The sequence below is a fragment of the Rhodococcus sp. B50 genome, from assembly GCF_013602415.1.
Taxonomy (GTDB): Bacteria; Actinomycetota; Actinomycetes; order Mycobacteriales; family Mycobacteriaceae; genus Rhodococcus.
In genome coordinates this window covers 4,413,707-4,429,976 of sequence record NZ_WPAG02000002.1, presented here as the reverse complement: position 1 = coordinate 4,429,976, position 16,270 = coordinate 4,413,707, and the positions used below count along the sequence as shown (strand labels likewise).

The following is a 16,270-nucleotide window of genomic DNA, read 5'->3' as shown; positions in this document are numbered from 1 at the left end:
ACGCAGAACACGAGCAGAGTGCACTACCTGTGATGCCCCACACATTAGAGCCTCTCCGCGTCCGCGGCAATAAGGATTACAGAAAAGACGAATGGAATTTCCAATTATTCAGAACGGCAATCTTGCAATGCTGCAAGATATTCGAGATTCGAGACGGAAAGGGGCGTCGGGCCGGCTCGTATGCACGACGAGGACCCGTGCACCGGACGGGTGCACGGGCCCTCACCGAACAGCGATGCCGGGTGGAGATACGGATCAGCCCCCGGGGCCCTCCAGGATCGTCACGGCGGCAACAGCCGTCGGCCCTCCGACATTGTGCGCGAGACCTGTTCGCGCTCCGTCGACCTGATTGACCGCCTGTCCACGGAGCTGCTCGAACAACTCCACACACTGGGCGACACCGGTCGCGCCCGGCGGATGCCCCTTCGTGTTCAGACCGCCACTGGGATTGACCGGCAGCGACCCACCGATCTCGGTGACTCCCGCCTCGAGAAGCTTGGAACCCTCGAAGCGTTCGGCGAATCCGAGATCCTCGTAACTGATGATCTCGATTCCGGTGAAGTAGTCGTGGATCTCGGCGACGTCGATGTCCCCCGGCGACAGGCCCGCGGTGCCGAACGCCTGTTTCGCCGCGCGCCGCGTCGCCGCGAAGGAGGTGAGATCGCGCTTGTGCTGGTGCATCACGGCGTCGAAACCCAGACCGGTGCCGCGGATCCACACAGGCCTGTCGGTGTAGCGGTCGACGACGTCGTCCGCCACCAGGATCAGTGCGGCTGCACCGTCGCTCTGCGGTGCACAGTCGTAGACGCCGAACGGTGTCACCACCGTGTCGGCGGCCAGCACCTCCTCCACCGACAGCTCGAATCGGCGGCATGCCTTGGGATTGTTCAGAGCGTTACGGTGGTTCTTCACCGCGACCATCGCCATGTGTTCACGGGTGGCCGGCGACTCGTACAGATAGCGACGCATGTGCAGCGCGAATCCCGCCTGTGCGAGACCGAGCGGGAAATCCCACGCCATGTCGCGCGTCATGGATTCCCACTCCCAGAGCATGCCCTTCGAGGCCGTCTCCCGGAGTTTGTCGGCACCCATCACGAGTGCGACGTCGCACGCCCCCGATGCGATGCCGTAGACGGCGTTGCGGATCGCATCGTGTCCGGTCGCGCAGGAGTTCTCGACCCGCGTCACCGGAACGTCGTGCAGACCCAGGGTGTCGGCGAGGATCCCGGACGGGAAACCGTCCGTCGTCCCCATCGATCCGAACCACGCCGCATCGATGTCCGACTTCCGCACGCCCTTGTCGACGCTCGCCGCGCATTCGGCGAAGGCCATCGGAAGCAGGTCCCGGATGCCCAGGGCGAAATGTTCGGCGAAGGGTGTCATTCCTGCGCCGACGATCGCGACCTTTCTCATGCCGCTTCCTCCTCGTCCACGGGATCCGAATCGGGTTCGAAGGCGTATCCGTAGTCGGGGACACCCGAACGTACCGCGATGCGGCGAAGCACCAGACGTCCCCGGTCACCGATGTCGACGCTGCCGGCGACGGTGCCGGTGACCCGCACCAGGGCACGCACTCCGACACCGTCGAGGTCGACGACGACGAGCGAGTACGGGGTGCGCAGACCCGGCACCGGCACGTGCACGGTGACCTCGGTGTAGACCGTCCCGGTGCGCGGCAGTTCGACGAAGGTGTACTCGGTGTCGAGCGAGCCGTCCTCGTCGACCCTGTAGCGCGGCGGGAAGTCGACCTGGTCGCTGTCGAGGAAACGGCCACCCTCCCATCGCACCTTGGCTTCGAAGGCCCGCTCGTAGGCCGCCAGCGAGATCGGGATCTCGCCGGGCAGGGTCTGTGCCGAATCGAGCACGGGCCGTGCCGGTCTCTCCCGACGACGGACCTCGGCCGTCCCCTCCGCGACGGTCAGCCCCGACAGGCTGGCCTGTTCGACTCCGACGAGAGGTCCGGTGAGACCGGCCTCCGCCATCGCGGCCAGCGCGAAGAGCGCCGAACTCGCGCCCGTCGTGGGCAGATCCGCGGTCTGCGTGGCCGCGAGCGAGGCCGCGTGCTGCGCCGAGACCCCCGCCACGACGGCCGGGGTGTCCACCCAGGCCGTCGCGAGCGAGGCGAGATAGCCCCGCTTCCGGAGCAGTCTCGGGTCCCCGTAGTCGTGGATGTCGCCGGAGGCGTTCCGCGTACGTACGGGCAGGCTGCGCGACACGCGTGCGGCGGTGCGCACCTGCAGCCCGTGGTCGGAGGTGAGGGCCGCCGCGGCACCGGCCGAGTTCAGGTCGACCCCGATGACCAGTGTCCGTGGTCGCGCCGAGCCGAGGGCGTCCAGCGTCGCCGGCGCACCCCCGAGCCGCTCGATCACCTCGAGTTCGGGATCGAGTCCGAGTCCTGCAAGCAGAACCGCGGCGTTGCTGCTCTCGGTCAGCGGTAGATCCCGGCCGACGAGGACGACGTACTCGACGGATCCGCCCGCTTCGAGCGCGGCGCGGCCCGCCTCGACGGCGAGGGTGACGGCGTCCTCGTCGTCACCGGCGATCCTGGCGTCGTGAGTACCCCAGCACGGCAGGTACGTTCCGATCGATGCGATGTAAGGCATTGGCCCTCCCTGAACCGGGTGCAGCCCCCGACTAGGTGACTGCGCCCGCTGTCTTGAGCTCGATGATTCGCTCCCAGTCCAGACCGAGCTCCTGCAGGATCTCCTCGGTCTGGGCGGCGAACTCGGGTGCCGGCCCGGTCTGCGGCGGCGTCACGTCGAACTGCACCGGATTGGCGACGAGTTCGAGTTCCCCTGCTTTGACCAGATATTCGTTGTCGCGAACCTGCGGGTCGCTCGCGACCTGCAGCGAGTCCTGGACCGGTGCCCACGGCCCGGCGAGCGTGCCGAACCGCTGGACCCATTCCGCGAGCGGGCGGCTGCCGATGACCTCGCGGAGGATCTCGACGGCATCCGCGGTGTTCGCTGCGATCGACGCGGCGTCCGCGAAGCGCGGATCGTCGATGAGTTCGGGGCGGTCGATGTGTTTGCACACGTCGGCCCAGAACCGTGCGGGCTGCAGCATCACGAACGAGATGTAGCGTCCGTCCGCCGTGCCGTAGACACCCGAGAGCGGGTTCGTCGGTGCTCCGTGGCCACCGGCCTTCGGTGCTTCCATGTGCTGCCCGAGATGCGCGGACAGTGCGATCGTGTGGCCCATCGCCCACACCCCGCTGCTGAGCAGCGAGACGTCGACCACCGAGGGTTCGCCCGTACGTTCACGCTTGAACAACGCCGCCGCGATACCGCCGGCGAGGTTCGTGCCGGAGATCGTGTCGCCGAAGGCGGGTCCGGGAGGCGCGATCATCCCCTCGATGCCGGGCGGGGTGAGCGTGGCGGCGACACCGGCGCGCGCCCAGAAGGCCGTCATGTCGTATCCGCCCTTGCCGGACTCGACACCGCGCGGGCCGAGCGCACTCCCCCGCGCGTAGACGATCTTCGGGTTGACCGCGCGGATGTCGTCGACGTCGATCTGCAGCTTGGTCCGCACTTTGGGCAGGAAGCTGGTGAGGAAGACGTCGGCGGTGCGCACGAGCTCGAGCAGCACCTCCCGGCCCTCGGGGATCGAGATGTCCAGACCGAGGCTGCGCTTGCCGCGGTTGGCGTGCTCGACGTTGGGGTTCGGATCGCCTTCGACGCGAAGGGTTCCCGTCTGCCGCAGGCCGCGCTGCGGGTCGCCGGTCACCGCGTGTTCGATCTTGACGACGTCGGCGCCCCACTCCGCGAGCACCGCGCCCGCGGAGGGAACGAAACCGTACATCGCGACCTCGACGACGCGGACGCCGTCGAGCGGCTTCACGAGGTCACCGCCTTGGAGAACGCCTTGAGCTGCTGGAACTCCTCGAGTCCGGCCCTGCCCATCTCACGGCCGATGCCGGACTGCTTGTAGCCACCGAACGGCACGTCGGGGCTGAAGTAGTTGCCGCCGTTGACCGAGAAGGTACCGGTGCGGATGCGGCGACCGATGGCGATGCCGCGCTCCTCGTCGGCGGTGAGCACACCGCCCGACAGACCGTACTTGGAGTTGTTGGCGATCCGCACTGCATCGTCGTCGTCGTCGAACGGGATGACGGCGAGGACCGGCCCGAAGACCTCTTCCTGCGCGATCTCGCTGTCCGGGTCGACGTTCGCGAGCAGGGTGGGCTTGTAGAACCAGCCCGGATCGACCTTCTCGCCACCGGTGACGAGGGTCGCGCCGTCGGCGACAGCGCGCTCCACCATGCCGTGGATCTTCTCGCGCTGCTTCTCGCTGATGACCGGGCCCATGTAGATCTTCGGGTTCGACGGATCACCGTAGGGCACGTGCTGCATCATCCCGGCGACCTGCGCGACGATCTCGTCGTGCTGGTCGCGGGGGACGAGCAGACGCGTGGTCAGAGCGCAGCCCTGACCGGCGTGCGAGCAGATGCTGAAGGCGGCGAACTGCGCGGCGGTCGCGAAGTCGGCATCCTCGAGAACGATGAGCGCCGACTTACCGCCGAGTTCGAGGAAGACCTTCTTGAGCGAATCCGCGGCCGCAGCCATGATCTTCTTGCCCACGGGGGTCGAGCCGGTGAAGGTGACGACGTCGACGTCCGGGTGGGTGGTCATGAGCTCGCCGGGCGCGACCTGCGACGACGAGATGATGTTGACGACACCGGCCGGGATGTCGGTGTGCTCGGCGATGATCTCGGCGAGGGCCTGGGTGACGAGCGGGGTGTCGGGTGCGCCCTTGAGCACCACCGTGCAGCCCGCGGCGAGCGCGGCCGGCAGCTTCGCCATGGCCAATTGGGTCGGGTAGTTGTAGGCGACGATCGCGGCGACGACGCCGGCCGCTTCCTTCTCCACCCAGCGCCGGTGCGGCTGGCCCCGGAACTCGATGTCGCCGAGGTCCTCCGTGAACTCGGTGTTCCGCAGGAGGTCGGCGTAGTACTTCACGATCTCGAGCGGCGCATCGACCTGGTTGCCGTGGGTGAGGATGCGCGGGGCGCCGACCTCGGCGATCGTCAGCTCGCGCAGTTCCTCGACGTTGTCGCGCAGGGCCTTGTAGAGCTGGTCGAGGCACTTGATCCGGAACTCGACGTCGGTCGACCAGGTGGTCGTGTCGAATGCGCGTCGCGCTGCACGGATAGCGGCCTCGGCCTCCTCGACACCGGCGTCGGGGGCGTGACCCACAAGTTCACCGGTCGCCGGATTGTAGGAAGCGAAGGTGCGCTCGGCGGTGACGAGCTTCCCGTCGATCAGCAGCCGCTTCGTCACTCCGGTGGTCGCGGCGTCGGCCACCGCGGTGGCTCCGTTCTCCTGCACTGACATCCCGTCTCCTCGCATCGTATGGAAATCGCATTCTCAGATCAGAGAATAAATCTGTTCGACTTTCGAGAACTCTAGCAAGGAGCAGTCCGGTGGGGTAGCCCCAGAAGTGATCCCCACCACTCGACAGTGGCTCACATGGGCGAATTCTCCGGGTCTTGCGGCCTCCAATCAGCCGAGAGTATGGTTCTCGCAACCGGAAGGGAGATTCTTGTGATCAGCACTACAGCCCTCAGCCCAGCACTGGGTGTAGAAGTCACCGGATTGGATGACCTCAACGACGACCGTGTGGTCGCGCAGCTGCTCGAAGCACTCAAATGGCGTGGCGTACTTCTCGTGCGCGGTATCGACCTGGACGATGAGGCCCAGCTCGCCTTCAGCCGCAAGCTCGGCAAGGTCGTCATGCCGGCGCCGGGTCAGGAGATCTTCACGGTCTCGCTGGACCCCGCCAAGACGCCCTCGGCCGAGTACCTCAAGGGCACGTTCCACTGGCACATCGACGACACCACCAACGAGGTGCCGGCGAAGGCCACCACGCTCACCGCTCGCCACGTTGCAATGGTCGGTGGCGGAACGGAATTCGCCAGCACCTACGCCGCCTACGAGAATCTTCCCGACCACGAGAAGAAGCGGTACGAGGGTCTGCGCGTCGTGCACAGCTTCGAGGCCGCCCAGCGTCTGGTCTATCCCGACCCCACCGAGGAGCAGGTCGCGCGCTGGCGTGCACTCGCGCCCCGCGAGTCCTCCCTGGTCTGGGAGCGCCGCGACGGACGACGCTCCCTCGTCATCGGGGCCACGGCCGATCACATCGTCGGCATGCGTCCCGAGGAGAGCCGCGAACTCCTCGACGAACTGCTCGCGTGGACCACACAGGAGCGCTTCAGCTACTCGCACGAATGGGAGGTCGGTGACCTCGTCGTGTGGGACAACACCGGCATGCTGCACCGCGCACTCCCCTACGACCCGTCGTCGGAACGACTGATGCGGCGCACCACGATCGTCGGTGACGAACCGTGGCAGTGAAGACAGCAGTAGTCACCGGCGGCAGTTCCGGAATCGGCAAGGCGATCGCCGAGCGTCTGCGCAAGGACGGCCACCAGGTCGCGGTGCTCGATCTCAATCCTTCCGGTGAGGAGCTCGAGTACAAGGTCGACGTCTCCGACCGCGCGCAGGTCGACGATGCCTTCGCCCGGATCCGCGAACAACTCGGCCCCGTCACGATCCTCGTCAACGGCGCGGGTCTCGAGCTCTACAAGCGTTTCCACAACATCGACTACGCGACCTGGCAGAAGGTCGTCGACGTCAACCTCGGTGGCGTCTTCCACTGCGTGCAGGCCGCGCTGCCCGACATGCTCGAGGCCGGCTGGGGACGCATCGTCAACATCTCGTCGTCGAGTGCACAGTCGGGTCAGCAGTTCATGACCGCCTACGTCTCCTCCAAGGCCGGCGTCAATGGACTCACCAAATCGCTTGCGCTGGAATATGGCCCGTCCGGAATCACGGTCAACGCCGTACCCCCGGGCTTCGTCGAGACCCCCATGCTGCACCGCTCGGCCGAGAAGGGCCTCCTCGGCGGCACCATCGACGAACACATCCAGCGCACACCCGTCCGCCGAGTCGGACGACCCGAGGACATCGCCGCCGCCTGTTCCTTCCTGATCTCCGAGGAGGCCGGATACATCACCGGCCAGATCCTCGGAGTCAACGGCGGACGCAACACCTGATCCACCCACTCCGCCGAAACACGATCGAAAGGACAAACCAGTGGGACGTGTCGAAGGCAAGGTCGCGTTCGTCACCGGCGCGGCGCGCGGCCAGGGCCGCAGCCACGCGGTCAAGCTCGCGTCCGAGGGTGCCGACATCATCGCTGTCGACATCTGCACGGATATCGACTCGATGGGGTACTCCATGGCCACGCCGGAGGACCTCGAGGAAACCGTCCGGCTCGTCGAGAAGGAAGGCCGCCGGATCGTCGCGATCCAGGCCGACGTCCGTGACGCAGCGCAGATGGACGACGCTGTGGCGCGGGGTGTCGCCGAGTTCGGCAAGCTCGACGTCGTCGTCGCACAGGCCGGTGTCGCCGGCATGAAGGGCGAGCCCCAGACCCAGGCCTGGACCGACGTGGTCAACACCAACCTCGTGGGCACGATGAACGCCGTCCACGCCGCCCTGCCGCACCTGAAGGCAGGCGCCTCCATCATCGCCACCGGTTCCACGGCGGCGCTGATGGACGTGTCGAAGGTCGATCAGCCCGGCAAGGATCTCGGCGGCGTCGCCTACGTGTTCTCCAAGCGGGCACTGTCCCAGTTCATCGACACGCTCGCGACCCATCTCGCGCCGCGCATGATCCGCGCGAACGTTCTGCACCCCACCAACTGCAACACCGACATGCTGCAGAGCGAACCGATGTACCGCTCCTTCCGCCCCGACCTCGAGCATCCCAGGCGCGAGGACGCGGAGCCCGCCTTCGGTGTGCAGCAGGCCATGCCGATCCCGTACATCGAACCCGAGGATTCGAGCAACATGGTGCTCTTCCTCGCGTCCGACGAATCGCGCTACGTGACCGGCATGCAGATGCGCGTCGACGGCGGCGGCTACCTCAAGTGGTACGACTACCACATCTGACCGTTCGATCGTGGCGGGCAGCCCCCGTACACGACAGGACGTTGCCGGACCGGACCAGTACACATCATCGACCGGGAGGAACACCGTGGAGGTCAGAGTCGACCCCGAACGCTGCCAGGGCCACACCCTGTGTGCCATGGCCGCACCCGAAGTATTCGAACTGAGCGACATCGACGGCCACGCCACCGCAATCGTGGAGGACGTGCCCGCGCATCTCGAGGAGAACGTGCGCGAAGCAGCCCGGTCCTGCCCCGAGCAGGCCATCGAGATCTCCTGACCACCAACGTTTCGACAGCCCCGATCGAAGCGTCAGAGAGGACAGTCATGAGCGTCGACGACGTCGTTGCCGACACATCCCACCGCACTCCGGTCTACCAGTTCGACCGGCACGCACCCGACTACCGCGACAACTTCCTTCCGATCACGGAAGAGATGCAGTCGAAATGCCCGATGGCCTGGTCGGACACCCACGGCGGCCACTGGGTCGCCGCGGGCAGCGACGAGGTGTTCAACCTCGTCCGCTCGCCGAACGTCTCCAACGACCACGACATCAAGGGTGTCCGAAAAGGCTACAAGGGCATCATGATTCCGACGGCCGAGCGCGCTTCCGGCGTGCGCGGCGGAATCCTGGAGATGGACGACCCCGAGCACCGGGAGTTCCGCGCCCTGCTCAACCCCTACCTCTCCCCGGCGGCGATCAAGAAGTGGATCCCGATCATCGACGAGGTCGTGCGCGCGAGCCTCGACGAGAAGATCGAGAGCGGACGGATCGACTTCGTCGACGATCTCGCGAACATCGTGCCGGCCGTCATCACCCTGGCCATGCTCGGTGTCCCCATCAAGAAGTGGGAGGTGTACTGCGAGCCCGTTCACGCCGCGATCTACACCCCGCCGGACTCCCCGGACGTCGCCCGCGTCAGCGAACTGCATCGCAACATGGGCATCGACCTGATCACGAACCTGTTCGAGATCCGCGAGAATCCCCGCCCCGGTCTGATCAACGCGATCGCCGACGTCGAGGTGCTCGGCGAGAAGCCCGACGACATGGAGCTTCTCGGCATCCTCAGCCTGCTGATCGGCGGTGGCTTCGACACCACCACAGCACTGACCTCGCACGCATTCGAGTGGCTGAGTCAGAACCCCGACGAGCGCGAGCGTCTCAGCAACGAACGCGACAGCCTGCTCGACAGCGCCACCGAGGAGTTCCTGCGGTACTTCACCCCGTCGCCGGGCGACGGTCGCACGTTCTCCACCGATTGCGAGTTCAAGGGCACGCAGTTCAAGGAGGGCGAGCGTCTGTGGCTGTCGTGGGCGATGGCCAACCGCGATCCCGAGCTGTTCGACGACCCCAACTCGATCGATCTCGAGCGGAAGGGCAACCGCCACTTCAGTTTCGGACTGGGTGTCCACCGATGCATCGGGTCGAACCTGGCACGCACGGTGTTCAAGCGGATGCTGCTCGCCGTTCTCGACCGGATGCCCGACTACACGTGCGATCCGGAGACGACGGTGCACTACGACTCCATCGGCGTCATCCAGGGCATGCGGCACCTCCCGGCGACGTTCACGCCCGGCAAGCGCCTCGGCGCCGGCCTCGACGAGACGTTGGAGAAGTTGCAGGTCCAGATCGACGAGCAGGAACTCGCGGCACCCATCACCGCCGCCAAGTAACACCGCTCGAACGTGCACCAGGAGTGAGGAAGGCCGGTATCGGTGGCTGAGACGACAGTGGTCGAACGGGAGACGGGCGATGCCCCGGTGAAGGTGTCCGGACGCCCCCTCCCCCAACTGACCCTGCAGAACAAGTTCTTCTGGACCTCCGGCGAGGACGGCCGGTTGCGGATCCAGGAATGCGAGTCGTGCTCGGCTCTCATCCATCCGCCGCAACCGGTCTGCCGGTACTGCCGGGAGAAGCAGATGGGTGTGCGCGTCGTCTCCGGCTACGCGACGCTCATCGGGTTCACCGTCAACCACCGTTTCGGTCTACCCGGCCTTCCTCCCCCGTTCGTCATCGCGCAGGTCGCACTCGAGGAGGATTCCCGGGTGCGGTTGACCACCAATGCGGTCGAATGCGATGCCGAGCAACTCGAACTCGGCATGCGCATGGAGGTCGTCTTCCATCGGGACGGCGACGTCTGGCTGCCGCTCTTCCGTCCGGCAGCGGAGCAGGGAGCACCTGCTCCGCTGCCCGTGGACGAGATCGAACCGGAACAGATCCGCCTCCACATCCGCCCGCCCGCGAGTCCGGACAAGTTCGAGGACAAGGTCGCCATCACCGGTATCGGTATGTCCGACATCGGGCGGCGTCTCATGGTCGACCCCGTCTCTCTCACCGTGCAGGCGTGCGAACGCGCCGTCGCCGACGCCGGCTTGACGATGGACGACATCGACGGCCTGTCGACCTATCCCGGCGCCGGCCCGATCATCGGTTTCGGCGAAGGCGGTGTCGCCGCCGTCGAATCCGCTCTCGGTCTGCGTCCCACCTGGTTCAACGGCGGCATCGAGACCCCCGGACCCAGCGGATCGGTGATCGCCGCGATGCTCGCCGTCGCGAGCGGTCTCGCCCGGCACGTACTGTGCTACCGCACCCTGTGGGAGTCGACCTACAACGAACTCGTCAAGGTCGGGCAGATCACGCCGCCCGGCGGACGCACCCCCAGTTGGATGGTGCCCTTCGGCGGTATCTCCGCCGCGCACACCCTCGCTCAGAACGCCCAGCGGCACTTCCACCGCTACGGCACCACCCGCGAGACGCTCGGCTGGATCGCGCTGAACCAGCGCGCGAACGCCGCACTCAATCCGGGCGCGATCTACCGCGACCCCCTGACCATGGACGACTATCTGTCGGCCCGGCCCGTGACCACCCCGTTCGGCCTGTACGACTGCGACGTGCCGTGCGACGGCGCAGTCGCCGTCATCGTCTCCGCTGCGGACACCGTGAAGGACCTGCCCGGACCGGCCGTCCGTGTGGAGGCCGTCGGCACCCAGATCGTCGAACGCATCGAGTGGGATCAGAGCACGCTCACCCATGAACCGCAGGTCCTCGGACCGGCCGCCCATCTGTGGACCCGCACGTCGCTGCGACCCGAGGATGTCGACGTCGCACAGCTCTACGACGGCTTCACCTTCAACGCGCTGTCGTGGATCGAGGCCCTCGGCTTCTGCGGGATCGGCGAGGCGAAGGACTTCCTCGACGGCGGGAAGAACATCGCCCGCGACGGCATCCTCCCCCTCAACACCCACGGCGGGCAGCTCTCGCACGGCCGCACCCACGGAATGGGCCTCGTCCACGAAGCGGTCACCCAGCTGCGCGGCGAGGCCGGCGACCGCCAGGTGCGCGACGCCCGCGTCGCCGTGGTCAGCAGCGGCGGGCTCACTCCCGGCAGTGCGATGCTGCTGCGGAGCGACACATGAGCACTGCCCGCACACAGTCCTCACCGATCGAGGAGGCTCACATCGGCGGCGCGGGAGACGACTCACCCGTAGCCCGCGTCGTCGATGTCGAGGGCATCCCGATGTCCGCTCTGGTCGCCGAAGCACCCGAACCGCGCGCCGTGATCGTGGCGTTGCACGGTGGTGCCGCCCGCGCGGCCTACTGGGACTGCCCCGGCCACCCCGAGCTGTCGATGATGCGCGAGGCCGTGGCGCACGGTTTCACTGTGATCGCCCCGGATCGTCCCGGCTACGGCGAGTCGCGACCGCACCGTGAGGAGCTGGGTGCTCCGGATGTGCGTGTCGATCTCGCCTACCGCACCGTCGACGCCCTGCTCGGCACGTCACCCCGCGGTGCGGGCCTGTTCCTGTGGGGTCATTCGGTCGGGAGCGAGCTCACGGTACGCATGGCGGTCGAGAACCGGCACGAGGAGATCCTGGGCGTCGAACTGTCCGGCACCGGGCGCGAGCACCACGCCCTCGCCGCAGGCATTCTCGGCACCCGCGAGCGGTACGCGAACGCCCGCGGTGTCGGTGAACTGCTGTGGACTCCCGCCGATCTGTACCCGCCGGACATCGTCGGCGGTGCCGTGATCGCCGCGCGCACGCCCGACTACGAGGCCGACGTCACCGCCGGCTGGCCGACCGTCGACTTCCCTGCCCTCGCCGCACAGGTCCGAGTGCCTGTGCACTTCACCGCCGCCGAACACGAGAAGGTCTGGCGCAACGACGCGCAGGCACTCGAGGACGTCGCTGAGATGTTCACGGCGGCACCGGGTGTGACCTTGCACCTTCATCCCGGAGGTGGACACAATCTCAGCATCGGTTACGCCGGCCCGGCCTACCACCGGACGGTGTTCGCATTCGTCGACGAGTGCATCGCACACCGGGAGGCACCGCCCCTATGACGTCCAATCCCCGATCGGAGGCACTGTGATGCGTGTCGGATTCATCGGACTCGGAAGCCAGGGTGGGCCGATGGCCCGCCGAATCGTCGAGTCGGGTTACGAGACGACGCTCTGGGCCCGCCGCCCGGAATCGCTTGCTCCCTATGCCGATACGGCGGCGAAGTATGCGCAGTCACCTGCGGAACTCGCCGCGGTCAGCGACCTCGTCTGCCTGTGCGTAGTCGACGACGACGACGTTCGGCAGGTGATCACCGGCGAGAACGGCATCCTCGAGGGGATGAACGAGGGCGGCGTCATCGCGGTGCACAGCACGATCCATCCGGACACCTGCCGCGAACTGGCAGCGGCCGCACGCGAACGCGGTGTGTCGCTCGTCGACGCTCCGGTCAGCGGCGGCGGAATGGGCGCTGCCGCAGGCACCCTGCTCGTGATGGTCGGCGGCGACAGCGATGTCGTGGAGCGGTGCCGGCCGGTGTTCTCCACCTACGGCAATCCGGTGGTACACCTCGGGGACACCGGAGCGGGGCTGGTCACCAAGCTCCTCAACAACCTGTTGTTCACGGCGAACCTGGTGCTCGCCGAGAACACCCTGGCGCTCGGTGCGGAACTCGGCGTAGATCCTGCCCGTCTCGGTGAGGTCGTCTCGCACGGCTCCGCGAACAGCTTCGCGCTCGGACGCGTGGTGTCGGCCGGGGGCAGCCTCGACCGGATCGGCGGGCACGCCGGTGAGCTGCTGAAGAAGGACGTGAGCCTCGTGGCCGGTCTTGCCGCAACAGCCGGGATCCCCGAGGGGGTCACCTTCACCACGGCCGACGCGAGCCTCGAGAAGATGGGACACCCGCGATGAGTCGCGTGCACTTCGTCGGCGCCGGACGCATGGGGTTGCCCATGATCGAGCGACTGGTCGAGGGCGGACACGACGTGCACGTGCTTGCGCGGCACGATGATGCTCGGGCGGCCGTGGAGAAGATCAGCGCGGTCGCGGTCGGCGACATCACCGGTATCGGCATCGACGCCGAACTCGTCGTCGTCTGCGTGTTCACCGACGAGCAGGTACGGCAGGTGTGCCTCGACGGCGGTGTGCTCGGACGGATGCCGCGAGGTTCGACCCTCGTCGTCCACACCACGATCAGCCCGCGCACCGTGGAGACACTGGCTGCCGCGGCCGAGCCGTACGGAGTCGCGGTGATCGACGCGGCCGTCAGCGGCGGTCCGCACGACATCGCGGCCGGTGCGCTGACGTTGTTCCTCGGCGGGACGGACGACGCTGTCGCCGCCGTGACGCCGGTGCTGAAGAGCTACGGTGATCCCGTCCTGCACGTCGGCACTCCCGGGAGCGGGCAGAAGGTCAAGCTGGTCAACAACGCCCTGTTCGCGGCGGAGATCGGCCTGCTCGCCGAGGCGGCCGAGCTGGGCCGTCAGCTCGGAGTCGACGAGGCGGCACTGTTCTCCGCTCTCCCCCACGGCAGTTCGTCGTGCAAGGTCATGGGGAACATCGCCATGCGTGGATCGGTGTCGGAATTTCGCAGCGCTGTCGGTGAATTCCTGACCAAGGATGTAGCGGTGGTGCGCGCCGCCGTGTCGGAGCTCGGAGGAGACCTCGGGGTCCTCGACACGGCCATCGACGCACACACCCGGTAGGCGGTCCGGCGAGGCGTCCCGGGTGGTGGCCCCGCTCCACTGCGCGGGACGCCGTCCGCACCGAACGCCTCACCGCACTTGCACACCTGGCGGACACAAACCGACTGTCGGGCAGGGTGTTTCTGTCCGTGCGGTGCGCACATACTCGAGCCGCAGATTCTCATCGATCGAAAGGTTATGTCGTGGAAGGTCTGAAGGACAAGATCGTGCTGGTCGCCGGTGCCGCGACCGGTCTGGGTGCCGACTCCGCCCGCCGCCTCGCCCGTGAGGGCGCCCGCGTGGTGGTCGGCGACCTGAACTACGAAGGCGCCGAACGCACGGCTACCACCATCACCGAAACCGGTGGTACCGCGGTGGCGGCGCAGTTCGACATCTCGGACGACGAATCCGTGCGGGCGCTGGTCGCGAAGACCGTCGAGACGTACGGCGGGCTCGATGCCGTCCACATCAATGCCGGCGACATGGGCGCCGTCACGAAGGACACCGACGTCGTCGACATCGACCTGGAGATCTGGGACCGGACGGTCGCCGTGAATCTGCGCGGCCACATGCTCGTCACCCGCCACAGCGTCCCGAAACTGCTCGAGCGCGGGGGCGGCGCGATCGTCTACACCTCGTCCATCGCCTCGTTCACCGGCGACCCGCAGCGTCCTGCCTATTCGGCGACGAAGGCGGCCATCAACGCGCTCGCGCGGCACGTGGCCTCACGCTGGGGACGGGAAGGTATCCGGGCGAACGCGGTGACACCGGGACTGATCCTCACCGACGAGATCCGGAACGGAGCGGCACCGGAACTGCTGGCCGGCATGCTCGCGCGCACGCGCAGCACTCGGCTCGGTGAAGCCGCGGACATCTCGAGCATGGTCGCCTATCTGATGTCCGACGACGGATCGTGGATCAACGGGCAGGTGGTCAACGTGGACGGCGGCACCGTGCTGCGGTGACGTACTGCAGCCGCAGTTTGTGATGTCTTCGAGCGTAGTGACATAGGCGTGCTCGGGTTTGGTGCATGCGCCGCCATAGCGACCAACGCCAGATGTGTGCGGGCGAATGACGGACCGGGTCGACGATGCGGTTGAACAGTCGTCGGATCTCGTTGACAGAGAAAGAAATCAGCAGTGCATGCCGACCCTCGGGTGGTGGGTTCGGTGCGGCGGTGTCCGCTTCGGAACCGGTAACGCAGCCCCTTTTTCTGCGTCGCGGCGCAGGATCGTCAGGAAGGCGGCTGCGGCCATCGACAAGGTGATGTGGCGGTACCAGGCGGTGTAACCGCGGACCTGATAGTGATCCAGGCCGGTCTCGTTCTTCGCGGTCTGGAAGCACTCCTCGATCGCCCACCGACTGCCCGCTACCCGGACGAGTTCGTCGAGCGTGGTGTCGGCGGCCCCGAAGCAGATGTAGTAGGCGATCTGCTCCGGGTCGGTCCGCGAGCGACGGGCCAAAAGCCAATGACCCCGGCCCCGTTCGCGCAGCGGCCGGATCGGGGCGGCGGCCCAATCGTAGATCCGGGGACCATGCGCACCGTCGCCGCAACTCATCGGTTGCCAGACCGACTCGTCGAGGTCGGCGATCACGCTGTGGGCGCGGCGGCGCTGCAGCCGCATCGTGACCACCATCTGCGACTTCGGTACCGCCAACACGTGTGCCACCCCGCGGGATTCGAGCCACAGGCGCAGCTGGCCGGCCTGCCCGTAGGCCTCGTCGGCGGTGACCCAGCCGAACGGGAGGCCGGCATCGAGCGCACGTTCGATCATCGACTGGGCCAGTTCGGGTTTCGTCGAAAACTCGATGCTGTCGTCGATGCCGGCGTCCCGGCACCGCTGCCGGTCGTCGGTCCAGGACTTGGGCAGATACAACTCCCGGTCGATCAACGCCCGACCCGTCAGCGAGGCGTACGCCAGGAACACCCCGACCTGCGAGTTCTCGATCCGTCCCGCAGTACCGGAGTACTGTCGGGCCACCCCGGCGGATGTGCTGCCCTTCTTCAGAAAACCGGTTTCGTCGATGATCAACACCCCGGCGGTCTCGTCGCCGATCGTCTGGGCCACAATCTCCCGCACATCATCACGCAGCCCGTCGCAGTCCCAGGCATAGAAGTTCAGCAGCCGCTGCATCCCGTCCGGGGTGGCATCCCCGGCCGCCTCGGCCAGGGTCCAGCCGTTCTTGCGTTCGAGCTCACCGAGCAATCCCCGGATGTAGGCGACCATCCGCCGCCGCGACTCCACCCGGGAGAACCGCGGCGCGAACCGGCCACAGAACGCCGCGAACCCCGACGACCACTGCTGCACCTCCACCTGCATCACACAAGATCAACTACCAGACGGGCCGCCGGAT

General features: G+C 67.1%; 15 protein-coding genes. 10 read left to right on the top strand and 5 right to left on the bottom strand.

What is annotated here, in order from left to right:
- Positions 1-255: 255 nt before the first annotated feature.
- The 4 genes from GON09_RS20895 to GON09_RS20880 are packed head-to-tail and all read right to left on the bottom strand — an operon-like array spanning position 256 to position 5,333.
- Positions 256-1,413, bottom strand: a complete 1,158-nt coding sequence (locus GON09_RS20895) for a thiolase family protein (RefSeq protein ID WP_213933514.1) — start codon at positions 1,411-1,413, stop codon at positions 256-258.
- Entirely contained in the window at positions 1,410-2,603 is a 1,194-nt protein-coding gene (locus GON09_RS20890; protein ID WP_213933513.1) for an OB-fold domain-containing protein, read from the bottom strand. The genes GON09_RS20895 and GON09_RS20890 overlap by 4 nt, the downstream gene beginning before the upstream one ends.
- 31 nt (positions 2,604-2,634) lie before the next feature.
- Positions 2,635-3,840 (bottom strand): CaiB/BaiF CoA transferase family protein, encoded by a 1,206-nt coding sequence (locus GON09_RS20885; protein WP_213933512.1) that lies wholly within the window; start codon positions 3,838-3,840, stop codon positions 2,635-2,637.
- Complete coding sequence (locus tag GON09_RS20880; RefSeq protein WP_213933511.1) at positions 3,837-5,333, bottom strand: aldehyde dehydrogenase family protein; 1,497 nt, start codon at positions 5,331-5,333, stop codon at positions 3,837-3,839. The genes GON09_RS20885 and GON09_RS20880 overlap by 4 nt, the downstream gene beginning before the upstream one ends.
- A gap of 210 nt (positions 5,334-5,543) precedes the next feature.
- Between GON09_RS20880 and GON09_RS20875 the strand changes: the two genes are divergently transcribed.
- From GON09_RS20875 to GON09_RS20830, 10 genes are all read left to right on the top strand, one after another.
- A complete protein-coding gene (locus GON09_RS20875) occupies positions 5,544-6,353 on the top strand; it encodes a TauD/TfdA dioxygenase family protein (RefSeq protein WP_213933510.1) in 810 nt (269 codons plus the stop codon).
- Positions 6,350-7,054, top strand: coding sequence for an SDR family NAD(P)-dependent oxidoreductase (locus tag GON09_RS20870; protein ID WP_213934551.1), 705 nt, complete (start codon positions 6,350-6,352; stop codon positions 7,052-7,054). The genes GON09_RS20875 and GON09_RS20870 overlap by 4 nt, the downstream gene beginning before the upstream one ends.
- A 40-nt stretch (positions 7,055-7,094) precedes the next feature.
- Entirely contained in the window at positions 7,095-7,955 is an 861-nt protein-coding gene (locus tag GON09_RS20865) for a mycofactocin-coupled SDR family oxidoreductase (protein ID WP_213933509.1), read from the top strand.
- A gap of 85 nt (positions 7,956-8,040) precedes the next feature.
- A complete protein-coding gene (locus GON09_RS20860; protein ID WP_213933507.1) occupies positions 8,041-8,232 on the top strand; it encodes a ferredoxin in 192 nt (63 codons plus the stop codon).
- A gap of 47 nt (positions 8,233-8,279) precedes the next feature.
- On the top strand, positions 8,280-9,626 hold the full coding sequence (locus tag GON09_RS20855) for a cytochrome P450 (RefSeq protein WP_213933506.1): 1,347 nt from the start codon (positions 8,280-8,282) through the stop codon (positions 9,624-9,626).
- A gap of 87 nt (positions 9,627-9,713) precedes the next feature.
- Positions 9,714-11,369: a thiolase C-terminal domain-containing protein gene (locus GON09_RS20850; protein ID WP_213934550.1), complete on the top strand. Its 1,656-nt coding sequence runs from the start codon at positions 9,714-9,716 to the stop codon at positions 11,367-11,369.
- On the top strand, positions 11,366-12,295 hold the full coding sequence (locus GON09_RS20845) for an alpha/beta hydrolase (RefSeq protein ID WP_213933505.1): 930 nt from the start codon (positions 11,366-11,368) through the stop codon (positions 12,293-12,295). The genes GON09_RS20850 and GON09_RS20845 overlap by 4 nt, the downstream gene beginning before the upstream one ends.
- A 28-nt stretch (positions 12,296-12,323) precedes the next feature.
- Complete coding sequence (locus GON09_RS20840) at positions 12,324-13,142, top strand: NAD(P)-dependent oxidoreductase (protein WP_213933504.1); 819 nt, start codon at positions 12,324-12,326, stop codon at positions 13,140-13,142.
- Positions 13,139-13,936, top strand: a complete 798-nt coding sequence (locus GON09_RS20835) for an NAD(P)-dependent oxidoreductase (protein WP_213933503.1) — start codon at positions 13,139-13,141, stop codon at positions 13,934-13,936. The genes GON09_RS20840 and GON09_RS20835 overlap by 4 nt, the downstream gene beginning before the upstream one ends.
- 182 nt (positions 13,937-14,118) lie before the next feature.
- Positions 14,119-14,880, top strand: coding sequence for an SDR family NAD(P)-dependent oxidoreductase (locus tag GON09_RS20830; protein ID WP_213933502.1), 762 nt, complete (start codon positions 14,119-14,121; stop codon positions 14,878-14,880).
- Between the two features lie 168 nt (positions 14,881-15,048).
- Here the strand turns inward: GON09_RS20830 and GON09_RS20825 are convergent, their stop codons facing one another.
- Positions 15,049-16,236, bottom strand: coding sequence for an IS701 family transposase (locus GON09_RS20825; protein WP_213933501.1), 1,188 nt, complete (start codon positions 16,234-16,236; stop codon positions 15,049-15,051).
- Positions 16,237-16,270: the final 34 nt, after the last annotated feature.